Source organism: Bacteroides helcogenes P 36-108 (genome assembly GCF_000186225.1).
Lineage (GTDB): Bacteria > Bacteroidota > Bacteroidia > Bacteroidales > Bacteroidaceae > Bacteroides > Bacteroides helcogenes.
The window spans coordinates 2,254,750-2,276,151 of sequence record NC_014933.1; the positions used below are offsets into that span (position 1 = coordinate 2,254,750).

19 protein-coding genes and 2 tRNA genes are annotated in these 21,402 nt (G+C 41.3%); 9 read left to right on the top strand and 12 right to left on the bottom strand.

The window, feature by feature from the left end; genetic code table 11:
- The first annotated feature begins 90 nt into the window (after positions 1 to 90).
- From BACHE_RS09060 to BACHE_RS09065, 3 genes are read left to right on the top strand one after another with little or no spacing between them, the layout of a single operon-like run.
- Positions 91 to 1,143 carry a PDDEXK nuclease domain-containing protein gene (locus tag BACHE_RS09060; protein WP_013547393.1) on the top strand — a complete coding sequence of 351 codons (1,053 nt, stop codon included), beginning with the start codon at positions 91 to 93 and terminating at the stop codon, positions 1,141 to 1,143.
- Positions 1,144 to 1,170: 27 nt separating this feature from the next.
- Positions 1,171 to 1,302, top strand: a complete 132-nt coding sequence (locus tag BACHE_RS18075) for a hypothetical protein (RefSeq protein WP_425358250.1) — start codon at positions 1,171 to 1,173, stop codon at positions 1,300 to 1,302.
- Positions 1,303 to 3,057, top strand: a complete 1,755-nt coding sequence (locus tag BACHE_RS09065; protein WP_013547394.1) for a DNA-methyltransferase — start codon at positions 1,303 to 1,305, stop codon at positions 3,055 to 3,057.
- A gap of 371 nt (positions 3,058 to 3,428) precedes the next feature.
- On the opposite strand, the gene BACHE_RS09070 is transcribed toward BACHE_RS09065, so the two are convergent.
- The 5 genes from BACHE_RS09070 to rho all read right to left on the bottom strand — a co-directional run bounded on the left by BACHE_RS09070 (position 3,429) and on the right by rho (position 9,119).
- Positions 3,429 to 3,502 (bottom strand) — tRNA-His (locus tag BACHE_RS09070).
- Positions 3,503 to 3,592: 90 nt separating this feature from the next.
- Positions 3,593 to 4,735 (bottom strand): CapA family protein, encoded by a 1,143-nt coding sequence (locus BACHE_RS09075; RefSeq protein ID WP_013547395.1) that lies wholly within the window; start codon positions 4,733 to 4,735, stop codon positions 3,593 to 3,595.
- 8 nt (positions 4,736 to 4,743) lie between these two features.
- Positions 4,744 to 5,625, bottom strand: a complete 882-nt coding sequence (folD, locus tag BACHE_RS09080; protein ID WP_013547396.1) for a bifunctional methylenetetrahydrofolate dehydrogenase/methenyltetrahydrofolate cyclohydrolase FolD — start codon at positions 5,623 to 5,625, stop codon at positions 4,744 to 4,746.
- Positions 5,626 to 5,753: 128 nt separating this feature from the next.
- On the bottom strand, positions 5,754 to 7,076 hold the full coding sequence (gene ffh, locus BACHE_RS09085) for a signal recognition particle protein (RefSeq protein ID WP_013547397.1): 1,323 nt from the start codon (positions 7,074 to 7,076) through the stop codon (positions 5,754 to 5,756).
- A gap of 39 nt (positions 7,077 to 7,115) precedes the next feature.
- Positions 7,116 to 9,119 (bottom strand): transcription termination factor Rho, encoded by a 2,004-nt coding sequence (rho, locus tag BACHE_RS09090; protein ID WP_013547398.1) that lies wholly within the window; start codon positions 9,117 to 9,119, stop codon positions 7,116 to 7,118.
- Between the two features lie 280 nt (positions 9,120 to 9,399).
- On the opposite strand from rho, the gene BACHE_RS09095 reads away from it, so the two are divergent.
- Positions 9,400 to 10,233, top strand: coding sequence for a 4Fe-4S dicluster domain-containing protein (locus BACHE_RS09095; RefSeq protein ID WP_041579297.1), 834 nt, complete (start codon positions 9,400 to 9,402; stop codon positions 10,231 to 10,233).
- Positions 10,234 to 10,275: 42 nt separating this feature from the next.
- Here BACHE_RS09095 and tilS read toward each other — a convergent pair whose 3' ends face one another.
- On the bottom strand, positions 10,276 to 11,547 hold the full coding sequence (tilS, locus tag BACHE_RS09100; RefSeq protein ID WP_013547399.1) for a tRNA lysidine(34) synthetase TilS: 1,272 nt from the start codon (positions 11,545 to 11,547) through the stop codon (positions 10,276 to 10,278).
- A gap of 155 nt (positions 11,548 to 11,702) precedes the next feature.
- Between tilS and feoB the strand changes: the two genes are divergently transcribed.
- The 4 genes from feoB to BACHE_RS09115 all read left to right on the top strand — a co-directional run bounded on the left by feoB (position 11,703) and on the right by BACHE_RS09115 (position 15,123).
- Positions 11,703 to 14,174, top strand: coding sequence for a ferrous iron transport protein B (gene feoB, locus BACHE_RS09105; RefSeq protein WP_013547400.1), 2,472 nt, complete (start codon positions 11,703 to 11,705; stop codon positions 14,172 to 14,174).
- 147 nt (positions 14,175 to 14,321) lie between these two features.
- On the top strand, positions 14,322 to 14,456 hold the full coding sequence (locus tag BACHE_RS17930) for a hypothetical protein (protein WP_280956468.1): 135 nt from the start codon (positions 14,322 to 14,324) through the stop codon (positions 14,454 to 14,456).
- Positions 14,443 to 14,514: transfer RNA gene (locus BACHE_RS09110), tRNA-Cys, on the top strand. Before BACHE_RS17930 ends, BACHE_RS09110 begins: the two co-directional genes overlap by 14 nt.
- An 87-nt stretch (positions 14,515 to 14,601) precedes the next feature.
- Positions 14,602 to 15,123, top strand: coding sequence for a TlpA family protein disulfide reductase (locus BACHE_RS09115; protein ID WP_483458382.1), 522 nt, complete (start codon positions 14,602 to 14,604; stop codon positions 15,121 to 15,123).
- Between the two features lie 12 nt (positions 15,124 to 15,135).
- On the opposite strand, the gene BACHE_RS09120 is transcribed toward BACHE_RS09115, so the two are convergent.
- From BACHE_RS09120 to BACHE_RS09145, 6 genes are all read right to left on the bottom strand, one after another.
- Positions 15,136 to 15,867 (bottom strand): class I SAM-dependent methyltransferase, encoded by a 732-nt coding sequence (locus BACHE_RS09120; protein WP_187289302.1) that lies wholly within the window; start codon positions 15,865 to 15,867, stop codon positions 15,136 to 15,138.
- Positions 15,868 to 15,875: 8 nt separating this feature from the next.
- Positions 15,876 to 16,061, bottom strand: a complete 186-nt coding sequence (locus BACHE_RS09125; RefSeq protein WP_013547403.1) for a hypothetical protein — start codon at positions 16,059 to 16,061, stop codon at positions 15,876 to 15,878.
- Between the two features lie 56 nt (positions 16,062 to 16,117).
- Positions 16,118 to 16,495 (bottom strand): VOC family protein, encoded by a 378-nt coding sequence (locus BACHE_RS09130; RefSeq protein WP_013547404.1) that lies wholly within the window; start codon positions 16,493 to 16,495, stop codon positions 16,118 to 16,120.
- Positions 16,496 to 16,523: 28 nt separating this feature from the next.
- Positions 16,524 to 17,627 (bottom strand): DUF4468 domain-containing protein, encoded by a 1,104-nt coding sequence (locus BACHE_RS09135; protein WP_013547405.1) that lies wholly within the window; start codon positions 17,625 to 17,627, stop codon positions 16,524 to 16,526.
- Positions 17,628 to 17,644: 17 nt separating this feature from the next.
- Entirely contained in the window at positions 17,645 to 18,376 is a 732-nt protein-coding gene (locus BACHE_RS09140; RefSeq protein ID WP_013547406.1) for an MBL fold metallo-hydrolase, read from the bottom strand.
- A gap of 86 nt (positions 18,377 to 18,462) precedes the next feature.
- Positions 18,463 to 19,467, bottom strand: coding sequence for a 2-hydroxyacid dehydrogenase (locus tag BACHE_RS09145; protein ID WP_013547407.1), 1,005 nt, complete (start codon positions 19,465 to 19,467; stop codon positions 18,463 to 18,465).
- Between the two features lie 471 nt (positions 19,468 to 19,938).
- Between BACHE_RS09145 and BACHE_RS09150 the strand changes: the two genes are divergently transcribed.
- Positions 19,939 to 21,306 (top strand): OmpP1/FadL family transporter, encoded by a 1,368-nt coding sequence (locus BACHE_RS09150; protein WP_013547408.1) that lies wholly within the window; start codon positions 19,939 to 19,941, stop codon positions 21,304 to 21,306.
- Positions 21,307 to 21,402: the final 96 nt, after the last annotated feature.

The following is a 21,402-nucleotide window of genomic DNA, read 5'->3' on the forward strand; positions in this document are numbered from 1 at the left end:
ATATTTTCTGATACAGCCTAAAATACGAAACAGGTTGTTTCGCATTTGTCCCACTTTTTTCTAACTTTGCCGTTAAATCATTTATAGACAATGGGAAAAGACAACCATATAGCTTTACATAGCGCGAATTTCATTCATGAAATCAAGCAAATTGTAACCGAAGCCCGACAAAAAGCCTATACCGCCATCAACTCGGCAATGGTGGAAGCCTACTGGCAGATGGGCAAGCGCATCGTGGAAGAGGAACAGCAGGGAAAGGAACGGGCGGATTACGGGGCGCAACTACTCAAGGAACTTTCTACGGAATTGACAAAGGAGTTTGGTAAGGGATTCTCTACCGGTTCCCTATACTATTATAGACAATTCTATAACACCTTCCCTGAGATATTCGCTACACCGTGGCGAATATTGAGTTGGTCTCATTACAAGCGACTGATTCAGGTTCCCAACTCCGAAGCCCGTGCATGGTATCTGAAAGAAGCGCAGGAGCAGATGTGGAGTTACCGCACCCTCGACCGCAACATTGGCTCGCAGTATTACGAGCGGCTGCTACTCTCGCATGATAAGGGGAAAGTAGAAACGGAAATGAAGTCGCTCACACGTCCGTACCAGCAGGACAAATTGGAGTTCATCAAGAACCCGACCGTAGCGGAGTTTATCGGACTATCCCCCAATACAGACTTTACCGAGTCCAAATTGGAGTCGGCCATTATCGATAACTTGCAGCGTTTTTTACTTGAATTGGGAAAGGGTTTCTCGTATGTAACGCGCCAGAAGTTGGTGCGTATCGAAAAGAAAGACTACTTTATCGACCTTGTTTTTTATAATTATTTATTGAAATGTTTCGTTTTAATCGACCTCAAAACAAATCCTATCACCCATCAGGACGTGGGACAAATGGATATGTACGTGCGGATGTACGACGAGCGTGTGCGTGGTGAAGGTGACAATCCGACCATCGGCATCGTTCTCTGCTCCGAAACGGACGAGGATATTGCCCGATATTCCGTGCTGCATGACAATAACCAACTTTTCGCTTCCAAATATATGCTGTATATGCCTACGGAGGAGGAGTTGCGCAATGAAATTGAAAGGCAGAAAGAGTTTTACCGGCTGCAACATACGGAGAAGGAGATTAAATAATAAATAGCAACGGCAGTAATTCTTTATTTGGATGGCGCAGGAAACTTTGCTCGACAATCTGCGCTAAAAACTATTTGTCAATACAGTGATTGTACCGTTTCATTTCGTGACAGTGAGTTAGATAAATTGATTGAATTTTTAAAAAGCCTTGATGAATAAATGTCCCATTTAAGTGAATTAGAAAATAGACTTTCTCTCAATACTATAGAAAGTTTATCCAATCCTGCTGAGTCAATAGAAGATGTGTATTATATTAAGTATCCTTATTATACTTCTTTAAAAAACATTTCCACTTTGGATACTATGATAAGTGACTTGAATTTTTTTATTGAACATTTAGGAGAAAATGCCACTATATCAATATTATCATCTCCTTTATTTATAGCAGAGTTTTTGTCTAAACTAACAAATAAAGCCTATATTAAATTATGGGTAGGGGTTAAATTGATAAAGCCAGTTAATACAACGAAAGGACAATTACCACAACATCACGCTGCATTAGCTGTTATAACACGTTATAAGGGAATGTTAAAGCATGCTAAAACACGTATTGCTTATACGTTTTGTCCATTTTGTGAAAAAACAACAAAGGATTATGGTGGTAAAAAGCACCTTTATCATGAATATGGGACGATAATGTCTGATGTATGGCGTGACATTGCAATAGATTACGAAAATGACACATTAATTATAGATAGATTAAGAGACATTTTTGGTATTTCACCATATAAAAATTTAAAATACCTTGATCTGACAAATAAATATTTGCATACAGATTGTACTATTGATAAAAGTATAAATATTCCTGTTGGTGAAATAGAAACATTTAATTATAAAGGGAATACTAATTCTGTCATAATCAACGATGACTGTTTGAAAATTCTAAAAGAATTACCATCAAACAGTGTGGATTTTTGCTTTGCAGATCCACCATACAATGTTAATAAAAAATACGACAACTGCAATGATGACATAGATATTATTGAATATTTCCAATGGTGTGATAAGTGGATTATGGAATTAGCTCGTATCATTAAGCCGGGTAAGACTGTCGCTATCTTAAATATACCTCAATGGGCTATCAGGCATTTCCAATGCTTAAATAAATTATTAAAATTCCAAGATTGGATTATTTGGGAAGGATTAAGTGTCCCAGTAAGAATGATTATGCCTGCTCACTACTCTGTTATATGTTTTACTAAAGGAGAAGCTAATGATTTACCTTTTTACCACTTAAAGCATTCACCTTTAGAGATTAATAGTATTAACACGTATAAAGAATTTTATTGTATAAGAAATTCATGTATAAAAAAACGAGCAAAAGAAAATATAATTGATAAAGTACAAGTAACAAATTTATGGTGGGATATTCATCGGCTAAAACATAATAGCCAAAGAGTAGATCACCCAACCCAACTTCCCCCTATGTTCATGGAAAGATTAATTTCTATTTTCACAAATGAAGGTGATTTGGTTCTTGATCCTTTTAATGGTTCAGGAACTACTTCTTTATGTGCAGAAATGCTGGGACGTAAATATTTTGGCATTGAATTGTCATCAAAATACTACGATATAGCAATTAAAAGACATGTTGATTTACAAGCCGGTATCAATCCTTTCGGGAAACATTCCGAAACTCCAAAAGCAAAAAATAGTTTAGTCAAACGATTAAAAAAACAAAAATATGAAGTGGAGAAAAAAACTCTCCAATTAGAAGTTAAACGCATATCACAATTGGTAAACAGGACACCTACAAGAGATGGTGTAATAACTTATAGTGACTATCCTATAAAATATTATGATGATTATTTTATTAATTGGGGAGAAGTTACTGCTGCGATACGAACTACAGGTATGCAAAATGTCGAAAATAAAAAAGATTATGACTTTATTATTAATAAAAAGACATTATAAAGAAACAGGGAGTGAATATTTATTCACTCCCTGTTTCTTTATAATTCAATATATGTAAAGTGTATCAAGATTACTGCGATTTAAGCCGATGTAAAAAAACATGTTTATTTTCTAACACACTATACCAACGCTACAGTAACTATTCTTACACATAATATATCAAATTTCATTTTATCCTCATTTATCAGATTTTTGTTTGCTTTTTAATATTTCTACTTTGAATGTCAGCATGTCAACTCCTGTGTTTGGGAACAACATTAGGCCAACAACTACAGATTTAGGAGGGATTTATCTCAAAATTTAGTAGTAATACAATAGACTTATATAAAGAGAAAATCCTCATAAGTTCTTGACCTATAAGGATTTATTAGGGTGACTGAAGGGACTCGAACCCTCGACATTCAGAACCACAATCTGACGCTCTAACCAACTGAACTACAGTCACCATGTTTATGCATTTCTTAAATGCGGTGCAAAGATATGGATAATCTTTGATATAGCAAAGAATCGGGTGAATATTTTTGTGATTTCTGCATTATTTTTTATTCTCAAAGATACTTATATTATACTGTTGAAGGAACTTTCGTGAGTTTTTAGTAAAGATATTCAGACGGTTATAGGCATTTGGAGGTATACTATCCGATGGATGTGAGACGGGATGAATAATGTAATTTTTTTCTCCGGTCAGATCAGGGCGTGCAGTCCATATAAGATTATAGCTGCAATCGAATATATGGCAATAAGGTGAGAGGATAGTAGATGGTTCAAATGATGGGGAGTAACTGTAGCTATGAAATCTCGGAGGAATAGGTTTGGGTAAAGGTGATTTCTCCAGTTGTAAAGTGAAGATGAGTCCGCCATCCGTATTGGGTAATTGCATATTGGAGATGAAATTACCTAAAGAATATATCACAACATGTTTCTGGTTACCTTCTTTACGCAATTCCATTGGTTGTATGACATGAGGGTGTGAGCCGATAATATGCGTCACTCCCTGTTGAAGCAGCCAATCTGCAAGTTCGCGTTGTTCCTTATTGGGCAATGATTGATATTCTATACCCCAATGCATACAAGCAATGATAGCATCGGGACGGCGGGCTTTAGCACTGAGAATATCTTGCGAAATGATGTCTTTATCAATGTAGTTTACAATATTAGCAGAACTCGGTTTTATACCATTTGTGCCGTAAGTATAGTTAAGTAATGCAATTCTGAATCCGTTCTTATGGATGAATAGAGGATAGTGTTGTTTACGTTCGGTGATATTTCTATAAGTACCGGCATGAGGAATTGATAAGGAATCTAACATTAATATTGTACGCTCTAATCCTTTTTTGCCGCGATCCAAACAATGATTATTCGCAGTCAGTAATACATCGAAACCTGCGTTTTTGATAGATTGAAGATATTCATCGGGGGCACTGAAAGCCGGATAGCCTTGATAAGGTTTGCCGCCTAACGTTACTTCTAAGTTACCGATAGCAATATCAGCACGGGCTATTTGCTTTTTGACAAGCGAAAAGCAGGGGGAATAATCATATTTGCCATCAGGTGTACGTGCCGCATCTATTTGGGCTTGATGTTGCATTAAGTCACCAACAAATAATAGCGTAATCCTTTCCTGAGCGGAAAGGTTTACGCTATATAATAAGGTGATAAATGCAATGAGCGTTTTCATTACATTTGTTATTGATAAATAGCTTTTTTGCCGGCTAACAAGGTGTTCTTCATTAAAGAAACAATAGTCATTGGACCTACGCCGCCCGGTACAGGAGTGATAAATGAACACTTCGGAGCAACTTCGTCAAATTTCACATCACCGGTTAACTTGAAGCCTGACTTTTTGCTGGCATCCGGTACGCGAGTAGTACCTACGTCGATAACAACGGCACCCTCTTTCACCATTTCTTCTTTTACAAAATTGGGTTGTCCCAAAGCTGCGATGATGATGTCTGCTTCTTGGCATTCTTTAACCAAGTCCCTGCTACGGCTATGACAAACGGTTACAGTTGCGTCACCAGGATATGCTTTTTGCATCATTAAGGCTGCCATAGGCTTACCAACGATATTACTGCGTCCCAACACAACGCACTTCTTTCCGGAGGTTTCTATTTGGTAGCGCTTCAATAGCTCAAGAATACCATTGGGAGTAGCAGATGCATAGCAAGGGAGTCCGATAGACATTCGACCTACATTGATAGGGTGGAAACCATCAACATCTTTGCGATAATCAATTGTTTCAATCACTTTCTGCTCCGAGATGTGTTTAGGCAAAGGTAATTGTACAATAAAGCCATCAACGTCTGCATCCTCATTCAACTCACGTACTTTGGCAAGCAGTTCTTCTTCCGTTACATCCGCTTCATAGCGGATAAGGGATGATTTGAATCCACAAACTTCGCATGCTTTTACTTTGGCTGCAACGTATGTTTCGCTACCACCGTCATGTCCTACAAGAATGGCTGCCAAATGCGGACGTTTACCGCCACGAGCCACAATCTCAGACACTTCTGCTGCAATCTCCTGTTTCACTTGTTCTGAGATTGCTTTTCCGTCAATTAATGTCATATTCAGTATTATTTTAAGTTATTATTATCGTACGTAGTTGACAAATGTAGAGCAAATAACCGAATAAAGCAAAAATCCCGCTGACTTCATTCCATTCATGAAATTAGCGGGATTTATATTTAAATTCTTTATTTCTTCATTTTAGGCATCATCTTGCCCATTTTACTGCCTGTCACCATCTTCATCATTTTGCGAGTCTGGTCAAACTGTTTCAAGAGGCGGTTTACTTCCTGAATGTTTGTACCGCTACCTTTGGCAATACGCTGGCGGCGTGAACCGTTCAGAATTTCGGGGTTAGAGCGTTCAGCAGGAGTCATTGAATGGATGATGGCTTCAATACTTTTGAAAGCATTATCATCAATATCAATATCCTTAATTGCTTTACCTACCCCTGGTATCATGGATGCAAGTTCTTTCAAATTACCCATTTTTTTGATTTGGGCAATCTGGTTCAAGAAATCGTTGAAGTCAAACTGATTCTTGGCGATTTTCTTTTGTAGGCGTTTGGCTTCTTCTTCGTCATATTGTTCTTGTGCACGCTCTACCAATGATACGATATCGCCCATTCCAAGAATACGGTCGGCCATACGGGCAGGGTGGAACTGGTCGATGGCGTCCAACTTTTCACCTGTACCCACAAATTTGATAGGTTTATTGACCACCGAACGAATGGAAAGAGCTGCACCTCCACGAGTGTCACCATCCAGCTTTGTCAATATTACGCCGTTGAAATCAAGACGTTCGTTAAATTCTTTGGCGGTATTTACAGCATCTTGACCGGTCATGGAATCCACTACGAACAGAATCTCATTCGGGTCGATGGCTTTTTTGATAGCAGCGATTTCATTCATCATCTCTTCGTCCACGGCCAGACGACCGGCTGTATCGACGATTACGAGGTCATATCCTTTCTCTTTGGCTTCTTGAATGGCATTTTGGGCAATGGTTACCGGATCTTTGCTGTCCGGTTCGGAGTACATTGGCACTTCAATCTGCTCTGCCAATACACGTAATTGCTCAATGGCGGCAGGACGGTAAACGTCACAAGCTACCAATAGAGGCTTACGGTTTTTCTTGGCTTTCAGCATACGTGCCAATTTTCCGGAGAATGTGGTCTTACCCGAACCTTGTAATCCGGACATTAGGATAACCGAAGGCTTGGAATCAATGTTGATCTCGGCTGTCTCTCCCCCCATGAGTTGGGTTAACTCATCATGCACAATCTTTACCATCAATTGGCTGGGCTTTACGGCTGTCAGCACATTTTGCCCCAATGCCTTTTCTTTAACGGTATCTGTAAAATTTTTGGCAACCTTGTAATTCACGTCAGCATCTAAAAGTGCTTTACGTACATCTTTCAAGGTTTCTGCTACATTGATTTCGGTGATTTTTCCTTCACCTTTTAGAATTTTAAACGACCTCTCAAGTCTTTCGCTTAAATTATCAAACATAGTATCTAATTTACAATTACTAAATTAATTTTATTCTGTTTAGCTGTTCATACTCAGCAGAAACTCATCGTTATCTTTGGTTTTTTCCAGACGATCTTTCACGAAGTCCATGGCTTCTATCGGATTCATGTCGGACAAATATTTACGGAGAATCCACATGCGATCTAAAGTCTGCTTATCTTGCAACAGGTCATCGCGGCGAGTACTGGAAGCAACAATATTGACAGCAGGGAAAATACGCTTGTTGGATAGGTTGCGGTCAAGTTGTAACTCCATGTTGCCAGTACCCTTAAATTCTTCGAAGATCACTTCGTCCATTTTGGAACCAGTATCTATCAATGCGGTAGCCAGAATAGTCAGTGAACCACCTCCTTCGATGTTTCGGGCAGCACCGAAGAAACGTTTGGGCTTGTGGAGCGCATTGGCGTCCACGCCACCGGAAAGGACCTTGCCTGATGCGGGGGATACTGTGTTGTAAGCACGAGCCAGGCGGGTGATAGAGTCGAGGAAGATAACAACGTCATGTCCGCATTCTACCATGCGCTTTGCTTTTTCCAGAACGATGCCGGCAATCTTTACGTGACGTTCTGCCGGTTCGTCGAAAGTTGAAGCTATCACTTCGGCATTAACTGTGCGTGCCATGTCGGTCACTTCCTCAGGACGTTCGTCTATAAGTAGCATAATCATGTAAACTTCCGGGTGATTGGCGGCAATGGCATTGGCTATATCTTTCATCAAAATAGTCTTACCTGTTTTGGGTTGTGCCACAATCAGTGCGCGTTGGCCTTTACCGATAGGAGCAAAAAGATCGACAACGCGTGCTGACATGGAATCGGAATATCCTCCTTTGCAGAGTCTGAATTTCTCATCCGGAAATAGTGGAGTGAGATGTTCGAATGGCACACGATCACGTACGAAAGCTGGATCGCGCCCGTTGATTTTGGAAACTTTTACCAACGGGAAATATTTTTCTCCTTCTTTGGGCGGACGGATTACGCCTTCTACTACATCACCGGTTTTTAGACCGAAAAGTTTGATCTGGGATTGTGAAACATAAATGTCGTCCGGTGAAGAAAGGTAGTTGTAATCGGAAGAACGGAGGAAACCGTAACCATCTTGCATGATTTCCAGTACACCGGTTCCGGTAAGGATATCATCAAATTCGTAGGCTTTTTCACGTTCCACAGGCTTCCGTTCGGGAACTGCATAGTCACTGTTGTTGTATGGTTGTTGTACAGAACGCTGTTGCTGTACGGGACGTTGTTGAGAACCGTTACGATTATTATTGTTGCTGTAGGGGGGATTATTATTGTCGCGGGGGCGAAGACGTGGACGCTGTGGCTGTGGTTGTTGTGGTTGCTCTGCAAGAACAGAAATCTCTGCCTTGGTTGCTTCAAATTTCCCGATAAGTTCAGAAGGTAATTCTATTTTTTCTGTGGGGAGATCTTCTATGGGGATGAAGTCATCTTCTGCTTCTGCCAGAATAGGATTTTCATCCGGTACATTTTTTTTCTCAACTTTTGTTTCGGCAGCAGGTGCTTTCGGTTCGAAACTCGGTTTCGCTTCTGCTGTTTGGGAATCTTTTACTGTTTCTGTCGTTTGGGGGGCAATTGTGTCTTCCTTTACCTTGCGAGGGCGTCCCGGTTTGCGTTTGGGAGTGGTGGAAGTTTCAACAGGTGATGTCGTGGCAGCAGGCGTGGTTGCCGGTTTTACCGTTTCGGCTGCTTTCGGTTGTTCTTTGGTTGTGGGCACTGCTTCTGTTTTAGGCTTTGTGAGGTTACCATTTTTGTTGGCAGTGAAAACTTTGTCGGAACTTTCTGTTTTGAGGGTAACGCGCGAGCGTTTTTGTCTGTCTCCCTTACGTTCATCCTTTAATTTTTCTGCGGCTACTTTTTTGGTAGCACCGGCTATGGCTTGTTCATCAAGTATTTTATAAACAAGTTCCTCTTTCTTGAGAGAGTCTGTTTTTTTTATACCCAGTTCTTGGGCAATAGTTTGCAACTCCGACAGATTTTTGTCGTTTAATTGAATGATGTTATACATACAGTATATGTGTGAATGGTTTAATATTTGTTTATTGAAAAGGCACAAATGCATTGTTGCAATTGTTGGCTGAAGCAACTTTGGCAAGTTTACCTTGTAATTTATGATTTAATTGGGATATTTATTATTGAACCGGAAATCTGATTTACTATCCTCACCTCAATAAGGAGTCTCAGAATGTTTCAACCGTGCAAAGGTAATAAATATTTTTGGTTTCATGAATAAATTGTCTTTTTTTTGAAATTAAAACTTTATCTTTGCTTTATTATAGATATAGATTATGGATATATATGATGCACATCTGATTACTTTTTCACCTACTCATACCTCCAAGCAAGTAGGTGAAGCGATTGTTCGAGGTACAGGTTGTTCAAGAGTGACAATTACAGATTTAACGTTACATACTGCTGAAAAGTTCGAAATCCCACAAAAAACATTGGTGGTTATTACGGTTCCGGTTTACAGAGGACATGTATCTCCATTAGCTTTGGAACGTATGAAAAATATTCGTGCGAATGGCTCACCGGCAGTCGTTGTGGTTGTTTATGGGAATCGGGCTTATGAAAAGGCTTTGACTGATTTAGATGTTTTTGTTTCAGAATTGGGATTCAAAGTGGTTGCCGGAGGTACTTTTATTGGTGAGCATTCTTATAGTAACGAGAGTAATCCCATAGCTGTTGGACGTCCGGATGCGAGGGATTTGAAGTTCGCAGAATTTTTTGGTGAGAAAATTTATGCTAAGATTCTTGCTGCAATCGATATGGAGAAAGTGTATGGTGTGGATGTTACGCGAATTCAGCGTCCGCACCAGCCTTTACTTCCATTACTTCGATTCTTGCGGCGGCTTGTTAAGCTGAAAAAAAATGGTGTTTCTTTACCGTATGTTCCGGAGGTTGATGCAGAACATTGTACACATTGTGGATATTGTGCGAGCCACTGTCCGGCAGAGGCTATATTGAAAGGGAATGAATGTGATACGATTGTAGAGAAATGTATTAAGTGCTGTGCCTGTGTGAAAGGTTGCCCACAGAAAGCGCGTTCTTACAATACGCCTTTTGCTGCATTGCTTGCCGATTGTTTTCAGAAACAAAAAGAAAATAGAATCATCATTTAGCGAAAGGTCTGTTAATCTGGACTATTTGTAGTGAGTACACTGTCATCGTTTGCAGGTTACTATCAGAACTTTTTTGGTTTTTTCATCTATTCGAAAGCGGTTATCAGTCCTTTCTTCTACCAACCAGATAATGTCTTCACCACAGCATAATACCCATTGCTCCTCTTTTTGGAAAATCGAGTATTTGCAGTTGGTCAGATAATCGCTTATCTTTTTTCTTCCTGTCATGCCGAAAGGAATAAATGAATCCCCTTGTTTCCAAAGGCGTAAAGACAGTGGATTGCTTATCTTATCTGCGTCAAAACAAGCAGTCTTTTTATCTTGAGGGATAATGAATTCAGGAGTATAGTTATATTCTCTCATTTCCAATATTGGTTTGTGAGGTTCTTGTTTTGATTGTATCAACAGCAACTTTCTATCTTTAGCAATCCGCCATTCGGCACTGGTGAATATTTTTCCGGATTGGCTGTCCAATGCCTGATATATGTCTTTTATTTGGGAAGTATTGAATCCTAATGGATATAATATTTCAAACAATAAAGTTTCCGGTGCGGGTTCCTGTAATAGTAAGTTGATATCTATTCCTTTCTCTGTCAATATGTGGCGTTTGGCTTCTTCTATTCCCTTGTTGTATATGATAGATACATCATTCAGGTATCCGGCTGTCCTGAGGATACTCTCTTTTATGGAAGGATTGATTTCCTGCATCATTGGCAAAAGATTCAGCCGTATTTTATTCCGGGTGTATTCATCTTGGAAATTAGTGCTGTCCGTGACATATTCTTGTCCTATGCTTTCAAGATATTCTATGATTTCTTTCCGGCCAAGGCAGAGTAGGGGGCGTACTATTTTCCCGTTTATGGGGCGTATTCCCTGTAAACCATTGATACCGGTTCCCCTGATCAGGTTAAGTAAGAGTGTCTCCACGCTATCATCTTGATGGTGTGCAATGGCAATAACACCGGCATCGCATTCTTTACGCATTTTTTCAAACCATTCGTACCGCAGTGTTCGTGCTGCCATTTCGATGGAAACATGTCTCTTTTTAGCTTCTTTTTCCGTAGAAAAATGAATGATATATAAGGGAATCTGAAGTGTTTTGCATAGATTGCGAACAAATGTTTCATCCCGATCGGATTCCGTACCGCGGAGATGAAAGTTGCAGTGGGCGGCTTCGCAAGTGTAACCTAAAGCCAGGAGCAAACGCAACAAAGCTACAGAATCAGCTCCACCGCTTAATGCTACAAGTATCTTGTCTTTCTGGGAGAAGAGCTTGTTACGGTTGATGAATTGTGTTATCTTCTGCATGTTCATGATGCAAAGATACGATAAGTTTCTTTTTTTCCATTGATTTATTGAAGCAAATACAGGCTTTGATGTTCTCTTATTTAAAAACATTCTAAATTGTTTGTGACGTGTGGCCATAAACGTTATCTTTGTACCCAAAATAACAAAGAAAGGCAGAGACTATGCGTTTGTCCGAGTTGAAGACCGGTGAAAAAGGGGTAATCGTAAAAGTGTTGGGACACGGCGGTTTCCGTAAGCGGATTGTGGAAATGGGATTTATAAAAGGAAAGACGGTAGAAGTTTTGCTGAATGCCCCATTGAAAGATCCGATTAAATACAAAGTGATGGGGTATGACATTTCCTTGCGGAGACAGGAAGCCGAGATGATAGAGATTATCGGTGAGCAAGAAGTAGGGGAACGGCAGATACAGCCTGATTTTCATAAAGGTCTGAGTGAAGATATTCATTTGGATGAAGAATGTCTGAAGCGCCTCGCTCTTGGCAAGCGCCGCACCATAAACGTGGCTTTAGTAGGAAATCCCAATTGCGGTAAGACATCTCTTTTTAATATCGCTTCCGGGTCGCATGAGCATGTAGGAAACTATAGTGGCGTGACTGTAGATGCTAAAGAAGGATATTTTGATTTTCAAGGATATCATTTTCGCATCGTTGATCTTCCCGGTACTTATTCTCTTTCAGCCTATTCGCCTGAAGAAATATATGTCCGTCGGCATATTATTAATGAGACACCTGATATTATTGTTAATGTAGTGGATTCTTCCAATTTGGAGCGTAATCTTTATCTTACGACACAATTGATAGATATGAATGTGCGTATGGTAATTGCACTTAATATGTACGATGAATTGGAAGCCAGTGGCAATACACTCGATTATATGAAGTTGGGACAACTTTTCGGCGTTCCGATGCTTCCTACTGTCAGTCGTTCAGGAAAGGGCATTGAGCAATTGTTCCATCTCATCATTAATATCTATGAGGGGGGAGATTTCCTTGATAAAAAAGGTAAGATACATGCCGATATTTTGAATGATTTGCGTAATTGGCATGAGGAGCACGTTTCTGATCATGGATTCGGTAGCCACAAGGAGGAAGGTGAACGTCCGCATGGTTTCTATCGCCACATTCATATTAACCATGGTCCGGAATTGGAACGGAGTATTGAAGAGGTGAAGCATGTTATCAGTACCAATGAAAATATCCGTCATAAATATTCTACGCGTTTTTTGGCTATCAAATTATTGGAGAATGATAACGACTTGGAAAGAATTGTTCGGGAGCTTCCCAATGGTAAGGAAATACTTGAGGTACGTGACCGGGAAGAACAACGCATTCGTGATGTGGTCAATGAGGAGAGTGAACAGGCGATAACCGATGCTAAATATGGTTTTATTGCCGGTGCATTGCGTGAGACTTATGTGGATAACCACGAGGATACATCGCGTGCTACTCATATCATAGATTCGATTGTGACTCATCGTGTCTGGGGATACCCTATTTTTTTCCTGTTTTTATATCTGATGTTTGAAGGAACCTTTGTGTTGGGAGACTATCCTATGCAGGGTATTGAGTGGATGGTTGGGATTTTAGGCGACCTGATACGCAATAATATGGGTGAAGGACCTCTGAAAGATCTGTTGATAGATGGGATTATCGGTGGTGTGGGAGGTGTCATTGTTTTTCTTCCGAATATTCTTTTGCTTTATTTCTTCATTTCCTTGATGGAAGATTCCGGTTATATGGCACGTGCCGCTTTTATTATGGATAAGATTATGCACAAGATGGGTTTGCATGGAAAATCTTTCATTCCATTGATTATGGGATTCGGCTGCAATGTTCCGGCAATCATGGCTTCACGTACTATTGAAAATCGTAAGAGTCGTTTGGTTACCATGCTTATTAATCCTTTGATGTCATGCAGTGCTCGGCTGCCTATTTATTTATTGTTGGTAGGAGCTTTTTTTCCTAATAATGCCAGCCTTGTATTGTTACTGATTTATGTTACCGGTATATTGTTGGCGGTGGTTATGGCGCGTCTTTTCTGTCGTTTCCTGGTGAAAGGAGACGACACCCCGTTTGTTATGGAGCTTCCGCCTTATCGCATGCCGACAACAAAAACTATTTTTCGTCATACTTGGGAGAAAGGGGCGCAGTATCTACGTAAGATGGGGGGGATTATTATGGTCGCCTCCATCGTGATATGGGCTTTAGGATATTATCCTGATCATAATGCCTACAAAAGTGTAACGGAACAACAGGAAAATTCTTATATCGGACGGATTGGCAAAGCGATGGAACCGATTATTGCGCCTTTGGGATTTGATTGGAAGCTGGGCATTGGCATTCTCTCAGGTGTAGGTGCTAAAGAATTAGTGGTGAGTACTTTGGGGGTACTGTATGCTGATGATGCTGATGCAGACGCTGTAAGTTTGGGGGAGCGCATTCCGATTACGCCTTTAGTTGCTTTCGGTTACATGATATTTGTACTGATATACTTTCCATGTATTGCTACGTTGGCAGCTATCAAATCGGAGTCAGGTAGCTGGAAATGGGCTTGGTTTGCGGCATTTTATACCACAGTCTTGGCATGGGGTATATCTTTTGTTATTTATCAGATAGGAGGTTTGTTTGTATGAATAATTGGCAGGAATGGGTAGTAGCTCTATTATTATTGTTTTGTTCCATACGGATTGGCATGAATATCTATTCTTTTTTTCATCGGATCAAAGAAAATTCCAATCCGTGTAATGGTTGTACAAATGGCTGTGAATTAAAGAAGTTGTATGATGAAAAGCATGGTGGATGCAGTTGTACAGGGAAAAAAAAGAAGAAAAGTTGCTGTGGATAGTTTGGTAGTTTCAAAAAATGTACTACCTTTGCATCCGCAATCAAGAGAAAACAATTGGTACCTTGGATGAGTGGCTTAGTCAGCGGTCTGCAAAACCGTGTACGGCAGTTCGAATCTGCCAGGTACCTCGCAGCATAAAAGCTTCGGTCAGCAATGGTCGGAGCTTTTTCAATTTATATGCATTATTAAGACTGAATAAGATGAAAAAAGTAAAAATGTTGTTTTTCTGCCTGTTTATGGTCTGTTTTGTGGCAGGCAGGGCACAGGATGTTGCGGCTGATGATACCGGTTACATAGTGAAAGTGGGGGATGTGGCTCCCGATTTTACGGTACGGTTGACGGATGGAAAGAGTGTCACTTTGTCGGAACTTCGTGGCAAAGTGGTGATGTTGCAGTTTACAGCGAGTTGGTGTGGCGTGTGCCGCAAGGAAATGCCTTTCATAGAAAGGGATATCTGGTCGAAACATAAGTCCGATCCGGAATTTATATTGATCGGTATTGATCGTGATGAACCTTTGGATAAAGTGATTGCTTTCGGCAAGTCAATAGGGATTACTTACCCTTTGGGATTAGATCCCGGTGCGGATATTTTTGCCAATTATGCGTTTCGTCAGGCAGGAATTACTCGTAATGTATTGATTGATAGGGAAGGGCGTATCGTGATGTTGACGCGTTTATACAATCCGGAAGAGTTTTCCTCTTTGGTGGCAAAGATTGATGAGATGCTTTCCATGTAATCCATATTTGTTTTATTGGAAAGATAATCTGGCGAGATAATCATAGTGCTTGCCCTCTTTGATGAGTTCTGTTTTGAAGCCGTTTTCTGCTGCATAATGGCTGAGAGTCTCGAAGTCGATGTACAACCAGTCGAATGAATCTCCTTGTATGTCTTTGTATTGCATCCGAAAATCTATTTCACCATAATAATCTCCGGCAAGGTCTATTACAATACTTCCGTCTTCTTCTTCAAACAGATACCTTAGGTCACTGGAGTCCATGAGTATGCAACCATCAGGGTGGAGCAATAGCTTCATTTTCAGAAAGAATTCCGGCAGATTTTCTAATTTTCCGATAATACCCGAACCGTTCATCAGCATCAGGATGGTGTCATACGAATTGCAAAAGCACTTGTCAAATAAGTTGGTTTGTGTAACAGTGTGTACTCCACGTTGTTGCATCACTTCTACGGAAAGCGGAGAGATGTCTATGGCATGTACGTTTTTTCCGGCTTCTTGCAAAGCCAGACTGTGACATCCACTTCCTGCGCCTACATCCAGAATCTTGCCACTTGCCATCTCCAGAGCTGTGCGTTCCAGTATTGGCATTTGTTTCTCTGTACGGAATAATTCTTTTACAGGGATTTCATCTTCATCGAACAGCGAGGAAAATACACGTAAGCGTCCGGCCTTGTGGTGTTTGTGATAATCGGCTATGGCTGCGCCCATCGGATCTTTGCCGGCGGACAGGAGATTGGTATTGATCATTGTTTTTATTTCTTATGCCTGTTGGCACGTTTACGGCGGATATCTGCTTTCATTTTTGCTGCACCGGAACCATGCAGTCCGGTAATATAAGTTTTCTTTTTGGCTTTGGTTTTTACTTTGTTTTCTTCTTTGGGCTTGTCTTTCTTGCCTTTGAAAACAATACCGCCCATCATTGCTTCTTCTATACTCATGATGCTGTTATTTTGGGGTGTTTATACTCAATGGAGAATTAAAATAGGGGAAAATATCATTTTACCGGAAGTACTTCAATCCAATAATCATCAGGATCGTTGATGAAATACAACCCCATTGCTGTGTTTTCGAAGCATACCCAGCCGTTTTCCTTGTGATACTGGCGTATGGCATCATAGTCACCGGTCACACGGAAACAAAGGTGGCTTTCATTTTCTCCGAGTTCATAGGCTTGCGGATGTTCTTTCAGGCAAGTCAGTTCCAACAGAAAACCTGTGCTTCCATCTGTGAGATACACCAAAGTGAAAGAGCCGTCAGACGACTCTTTCCTGTGATGCTCTTTCAGTCCTAATGCCTTTTCATAGAATGCGATGCTACGTTCCAGGTTGGTGACATTGATATTGAAGTGATCGAATTTACTTTTTATTTCCATTTCTGTTTATATGGTTTTATCATTTGACTTATTTAATCATTGCTTTTAAAATTTCTCCTATGTATGTACGTGGCATACCTTCCATTGTTGCAGGCGAAGGCAGTTTTTTGCATTCTAATATAACGGTAGGTTCTGTTTTGCCCATGGGGTAGAAGCGGATTATATAATTCTTTGCTTTTTCCACTTGTTCATAAGGTTGGTCGGGCGACAAGATACTGAATATGACAGGCTTGCCATTTACTTTACCTAATGAACCGCCGGAATTTGCTGTCATCATAGTCATATTGAAAGGGTCTTCTCCTATGACGATAACCAGTCTGCCGGCTCCGGTCTGGATGGCATCGGCTTGCAGTTGACTTGGAGCTATTTCCTTATAGTCCGATGCTTGGCCTGATGCTGAAGTGGCAGCAGGCTGAGTAGCAGATTCTGCCGGAGTAACGGAAGTTTGCGGAGCCGATGGGGTGGCGGGTATTACCTGTTTCTTGGGCATAATAATCATTGGCCCGGTGTTGGCCACGCTTTTTTCCTCTTTCTTTTCTTCCTTTTTCTCTTGAGCACCATCGGCGGCACTGAGTGATTCGGCCACGCCTGAGCAAAGGTCATCGACGAAGTCCACTGTCTTTCTGCGCCATTTGGCAAGTCCGCGCACTAACTTGGTCTGCGACTTGTTCATTGCATACTTGTCGGTAATCCATTCTTCAGCGGTGTATTTTTCTTTGCCTTCGCGGTAGTTGAATCGTATTTTTTCTACACCAAACGTACATTTTTCCGGTTGGCAGGTCACTATCAGTTGATAAAAGATCTTGGTACGGTCTAATGACAAGGCACTTGAGCTGAACACAATCCATTCATCGCCTATACCTACAATCTGCCCTTTTTCCTTGTTTGCAAGAACGATTCGGCTATTATTGCCGTTCTTCTTTAAACGGGCATCCATCCAATTGGACATGCGGTCAAAGATTTCATCCTGAGACATTCCCGGAATGCTGAATTCTTTGGTGAATACGACTTTGCCGTCAACTTCAGGAACGGCTCCGGCCAGATATTTACTGTCGTCTTTGTCTTGTGCATTTAAGATTGCCGGAAGACAGAAGCAGAATAACGTAAAAAGAAGTTGTGCGAAATTTCTCATAATAGTATCTGTTTGTTTTAATTTTCAATATCAAATCTTTGTCCTCGGTGCGTGATGGTCAGGAATCGGCATCCTTTGCGTTCGGCAAACTGCCTGAAAGCGTTGCCGCCCTGATAATCTTCACTGAAGTGCATGGGCGCAAAGATAGTGGTTTTTATTCGTTCTACGAATTGTTCTGCTCCTCGCATGTAATCTTTTCCTATACGGCTGTCCACCGGAAACATGGTTACATCTATCGAAGAGGTGGCTTGCTGCAGTTTGTTTATTTCGGCAAGAAAATCTCCTTCGGCCTTGCGTATTTCCTGCGGGGTTGATTCTTCGCTCCAATGCCAATTGTTTAAATCGCCGGCATGGAAAAAACGTTTGCCCTGCAGGTCTATCAGAAATGAAATGCCGACGTCGGTGGAGCCGAAAGCCTCGATGCGGATATTCTCGTCTTCATAAATATCACCTTTGTTGAGGTATGTGGCATCTTCGGCCGAAGCGCGCCGGTGTTTCAGAATATCTTTGGAAAAAACGTAACGGAGGTCGGGGCGCGCTGTTTTCCATGAAAGAATCTCGCGGTTAAAGTGGTCGGGATGGAAATGTGAGCAAAGCACATAGATTACACCCGGTCTTTCCAAGAGGCGATCGTGGACGATACCTTTATTATAGCTTTCTTCCGAAGAGTCTTTGTAATAGTCGATGATAACTGTCACCCCGTCCGTTTCAATGGCGAAGCCACTGTGATAAATGTAATCAAGTTTCATGCATGAGTTCAATTATAGCGCAATATTACGAAAAACGCAGCACAAAGCTTCGGTTCAGGTTGTTATTTTATGTAAAAGTGTCATACTCATAGCTTCACTTCATTATCCAATGGCTTGTGATTTATGAAATCTTTGATGTTTTGCAATGTTGTCTGAGCGATATTGCTCAATGCTTCTTGCGTAAAGAAAGCCTGATGGGATGTGACAATCACATTATTGAATGAAAGCAGGCGTGCCAATGTGTCGTCATCAATGATTTTATCTGACTGGTCTTCGTAGAAGTATTCGCTTTCTTCCTCGTACACGTCCAATCCTGCCGATCCGATTTTTTTGTTTTTCAGTCCCTCTATCAAGGCATTGGTGTGAATAAGCTGTCCTCGTCCGGTATTGATGATCATTACACCGTCCTTCATTTTTCCGATGGAATAGTCATTGATCAGGTATTTGGTCTGTTCGGTCAGCGGGCAGTGCAGGGATATGATGTCCGAATTATGGTAAAGTTCGTCGAGGCTGGTGTAAACCACTTGGTGCTCGCGGGCAAAATTATAGTCCGGATATAAGTCGTAGGCCAGGATGTTCATTCCGAATCCCCTCAGGATGCTGATTAGTTTCTTGGCTATTTTTCCGGTTCCGATGATGCCTGCTGTTTTACCATGCATGTCAAAGCCTGATAATCCGTGAAGTGAGAAATTTCCGTCACGGGTTCTCCATGTGGCACGTGGAATCTTCCGGTTGAGTGACAGCATCAGGGCGACGGTATATTCTGCTACGGCATAGGGAGAATAGGCCGGAACACGGACCACGGTGATGCCGTTTTCGGCTGCTGCTTTCAGATCTACATTATTATATCCTGCACATCGCAGTGCCAGAAGTTTCACACCGTTGGCCGCCATAAGCCGGATTACTTCAGCGTCGGCCGTATCGTTTACGAAGATGCAAACGGCATGTACACCTTGAGTCAATATGACGTTATGCTTGTTGAGATGACCTTTATAATACCGGAGCTCAAAATCGAATTCTTTGTTTTTTTCGTTGAATGATGCTTCGTCATAGGGTTTGCTTCCAAAAAATGCGATGGTATATGATGCCATAAATAAATAATTTTAAAGTATTGCTGGATGAATGAAAAACAAGTGCAGGGCTTATAAAGTTCACTTGAGGTGCAAGATAAGCTTTGTCATGGCATGGATTATTGTTTTTCTTGCCGAACATTAATTTGTTTGCTGCCCGGTGGTTACTCTTTCCACCGTGGAGTTCTTTTCTTTCCGCCATGGTGTTCTTTGCTTTCCACCGTGGTGGAAAGCAAAGAACACCATGGCGGAAAGAATAAAGGTTGCCTGCCTTTTTTCTTAATCGTGGCAAGGAGGAAACTTAGGGATAGCAGTGAAATCGCTTATAATAAGCTTCTCCCTTGGGATGGGGCATCTGCCGGATTTTGTTTCAATAGAAACAATTGATTTTCTCAATTAAAACATTTCTGCTTTATGATTTCTGCACAAAAAGCTTTTTTTTGTGCCATATTGTTGTACCTTTGCGCCCGAAAACAATTAAAAAAGATTTAGATGAGAAAATTCTTATTGATTGGCATTGTGATGCTGATCGTTTCAATTTCAACTTTTGCAGGAGGTCTCCTGACTAATACAAATCAACATGCTGCTTTTCTTCGTATGCTGTCTCGTGGTGCTACTACCGAAATAGACGGCGCTTTATCCAATCCCGCCGGTCTGGCCTTTTTGCCGAAAGACGGCTTCTATATGTCGCTGAGCATTCAGAGTGCATTTCAAACGAGAAATATTAATGCCGACTATTTGACATACAGTGGCATTGATGCTGCCACAGGTAAGCCTTCTGTTGCACCTTTTTCCAAATATTATGAGGGAAAGGCCGCTGCGCCTGTCATTCCCAGTGTGTTTGCGGCTTATAAGAAAGGTGATTGGACCATTTCCGGGTTCTTTGCAATCACGGGTGGAGGCGGAAAGGCATCGTTCGACGATGGTCTGCCTATGTTCGAATCACAGGTTATGGCAGGTATTTTTAAGTCCTCTTTGGATAGGTATATTGCCAACAATGGAAAGACTCCTGTTGTCACTCCCGGCATGTACAACATCAATAGTGCCATGGATGGCAAGCAATACATTTACTCCGTGCAGTTGGGGCTGACCTATAAGGTCAATGAATGGCTTTCGGCATTTGCGGGTGGCCGTATGAATTATTTCACAGGCGGATATAAGGGCTATGTGAATGCTGATCTGAAAGAGCAGTTCGGTGGTGCTGAATTGATGCACCTGGCATTGGATTGTGACCAGACCGGCTGGGGATTTACACCGGTCATCGGTGTGGATGCCAAATTAGGCAAATTTAATTTCGGAGCCAAATATGAGTTTATGACCAGCCTGAATATTGAAAACAATACGAAAGAGAATTCGGATCAGGATGGTGCGCTGGCCGCCTTCAAGCACGGTGTGAATACTCCGAATGACATACCTTCAATGCTTTCCGTGGCGGCTGCATACGAGTTCCTTCCTGTGCTGCGCGCATCTGTGGAGTATCACTTCTACGATGATAAGAGTGCTGGCATGGCGGGTGGCAAACAGAAATATCTGACAAAAGGAACGAACGAATATCTGGCGGGTATCGAATGGGACGTAACCAAGCAGTTGACGCTGAGTTGCGGAGGTCAGATTACGGACTATGGATTGTCTGACAATTATCAGGGCGATACCAGCTTCTCTTGCGATTCTTATACTTTGGGTGTAGGGGCGAAGTTGAAGCTGACTGCGAAAGCCAATCTGAATATCGGCTATATGTGGACCAACTATGAAGATTATACCAAGACTTCCCAAAGCTATAACGGTACTGGATTGAGTGGTACAAATGTGTATAGCCGCACCAATAAGGTGTTTGGAGTGAGTCTTGACTATAAGTTCTGATTCTTGTCGTCACATGCTATAAATCCGTCCCAAACGTAGCATTGGGACGGATTTATAGTTTTCTGATGTCAATGGAAGCTTGCAGTCGGTGGGCAA

What these genes read in the sequence shown, in the direction of transcription:
- BACHE_RS09130 (WP_013547404.1), bottom strand. Translation starts at nt 16,495, where the DNA reads ATGGAAATAAAAAGTAAATTCGATCACTTCAATATCAATGTCACCAAC.
- BACHE_RS17930 (WP_280956468.1), top strand. Translation starts at nt 14,322, where the DNA reads ATGATGAAAAGCATGGTGGATGCAGTTGTACAGGGAAAAAAAAGAAGA.
- tilS (WP_013547399.1), bottom strand. Translation starts at nt 11,547, where the DNA reads ATGAACATGCAGAAGATAACACAATTCATCAACCGTAACAAGCTCTTC.
- BACHE_RS09135 (WP_013547405.1), bottom strand. Translation starts at nt 17,627, where the DNA reads ATGAGAAATTTCGCACAACTTCTTTTTACGTTATTCTGCTTCTGTCTT.
- BACHE_RS09150 (WP_013547408.1), top strand. Translation starts at nt 19,939, where the DNA reads ATGAGAAAATTCTTATTGATTGGCATTGTGATGCTGATCGTTTCAATT.
- BACHE_RS09060 (WP_013547393.1), top strand. Translation starts at nt 91, where the DNA reads ATGGGAAAAGACAACCATATAGCTTTACATAGCGCGAATTTCATTCAT.
- feoB (WP_013547400.1), top strand. Translation starts at nt 11,703, where the DNA reads ATGCGTTTGTCCGAGTTGAAGACCGGTGAAAAAGGGGTAATCGTAAAA.
- BACHE_RS09075 (WP_013547395.1), bottom strand. Translation starts at nt 4,735, where the DNA reads ATGAAAACGCTCATTGCATTTATCACCTTATTATATAGCGTAAACCTT.
- ffh (WP_013547397.1), bottom strand. Translation starts at nt 7,076, where the DNA reads ATGTTTGATAATTTAAGCGAAAGACTTGAGAGGTCGTTTAAAATTCTA.
- BACHE_RS09140 (WP_013547406.1), bottom strand. Translation starts at nt 18,376, where the DNA reads ATGAAACTTGATTACATTTATCACAGTGGCTTCGCCATTGAAACGGAC.
- BACHE_RS09095 (WP_041579297.1), top strand. Translation starts at nt 9,400, where the DNA reads ATGGATATATATGATGCACATCTGATTACTTTTTCACCTACTCATACC.
- BACHE_RS09145 (WP_013547407.1), bottom strand. Translation starts at nt 19,467, where the DNA reads ATGGCATCATATACCATCGCATTTTTTGGAAGCAAACCCTATGACGAA.
- BACHE_RS09125 (WP_013547403.1), bottom strand. Translation starts at nt 16,061, where the DNA reads ATGAGTATAGAAGAAGCAATGATGGGCGGTATTGTTTTCAAAGGCAAG.
- BACHE_RS09115 (WP_483458382.1), top strand. Translation starts at nt 14,602, where the DNA reads ATGTTGTTTTTCTGCCTGTTTATGGTCTGTTTTGTGGCAGGCAGGGCA.
- BACHE_RS09065 (WP_013547394.1), top strand. Translation starts at nt 1,303, where the DNA reads ATGTCCCATTTAAGTGAATTAGAAAATAGACTTTCTCTCAATACTATA.
- rho (WP_013547398.1), bottom strand. Translation starts at nt 9,119, where the DNA reads ATGTATAACATCATTCAATTAAACGACAAAAATCTGTCGGAGTTGCAA.
- folD (WP_013547396.1), bottom strand. Translation starts at nt 5,625, where the DNA reads ATGACATTAATTGACGGAAAAGCAATCTCAGAACAAGTGAAACAGGAG.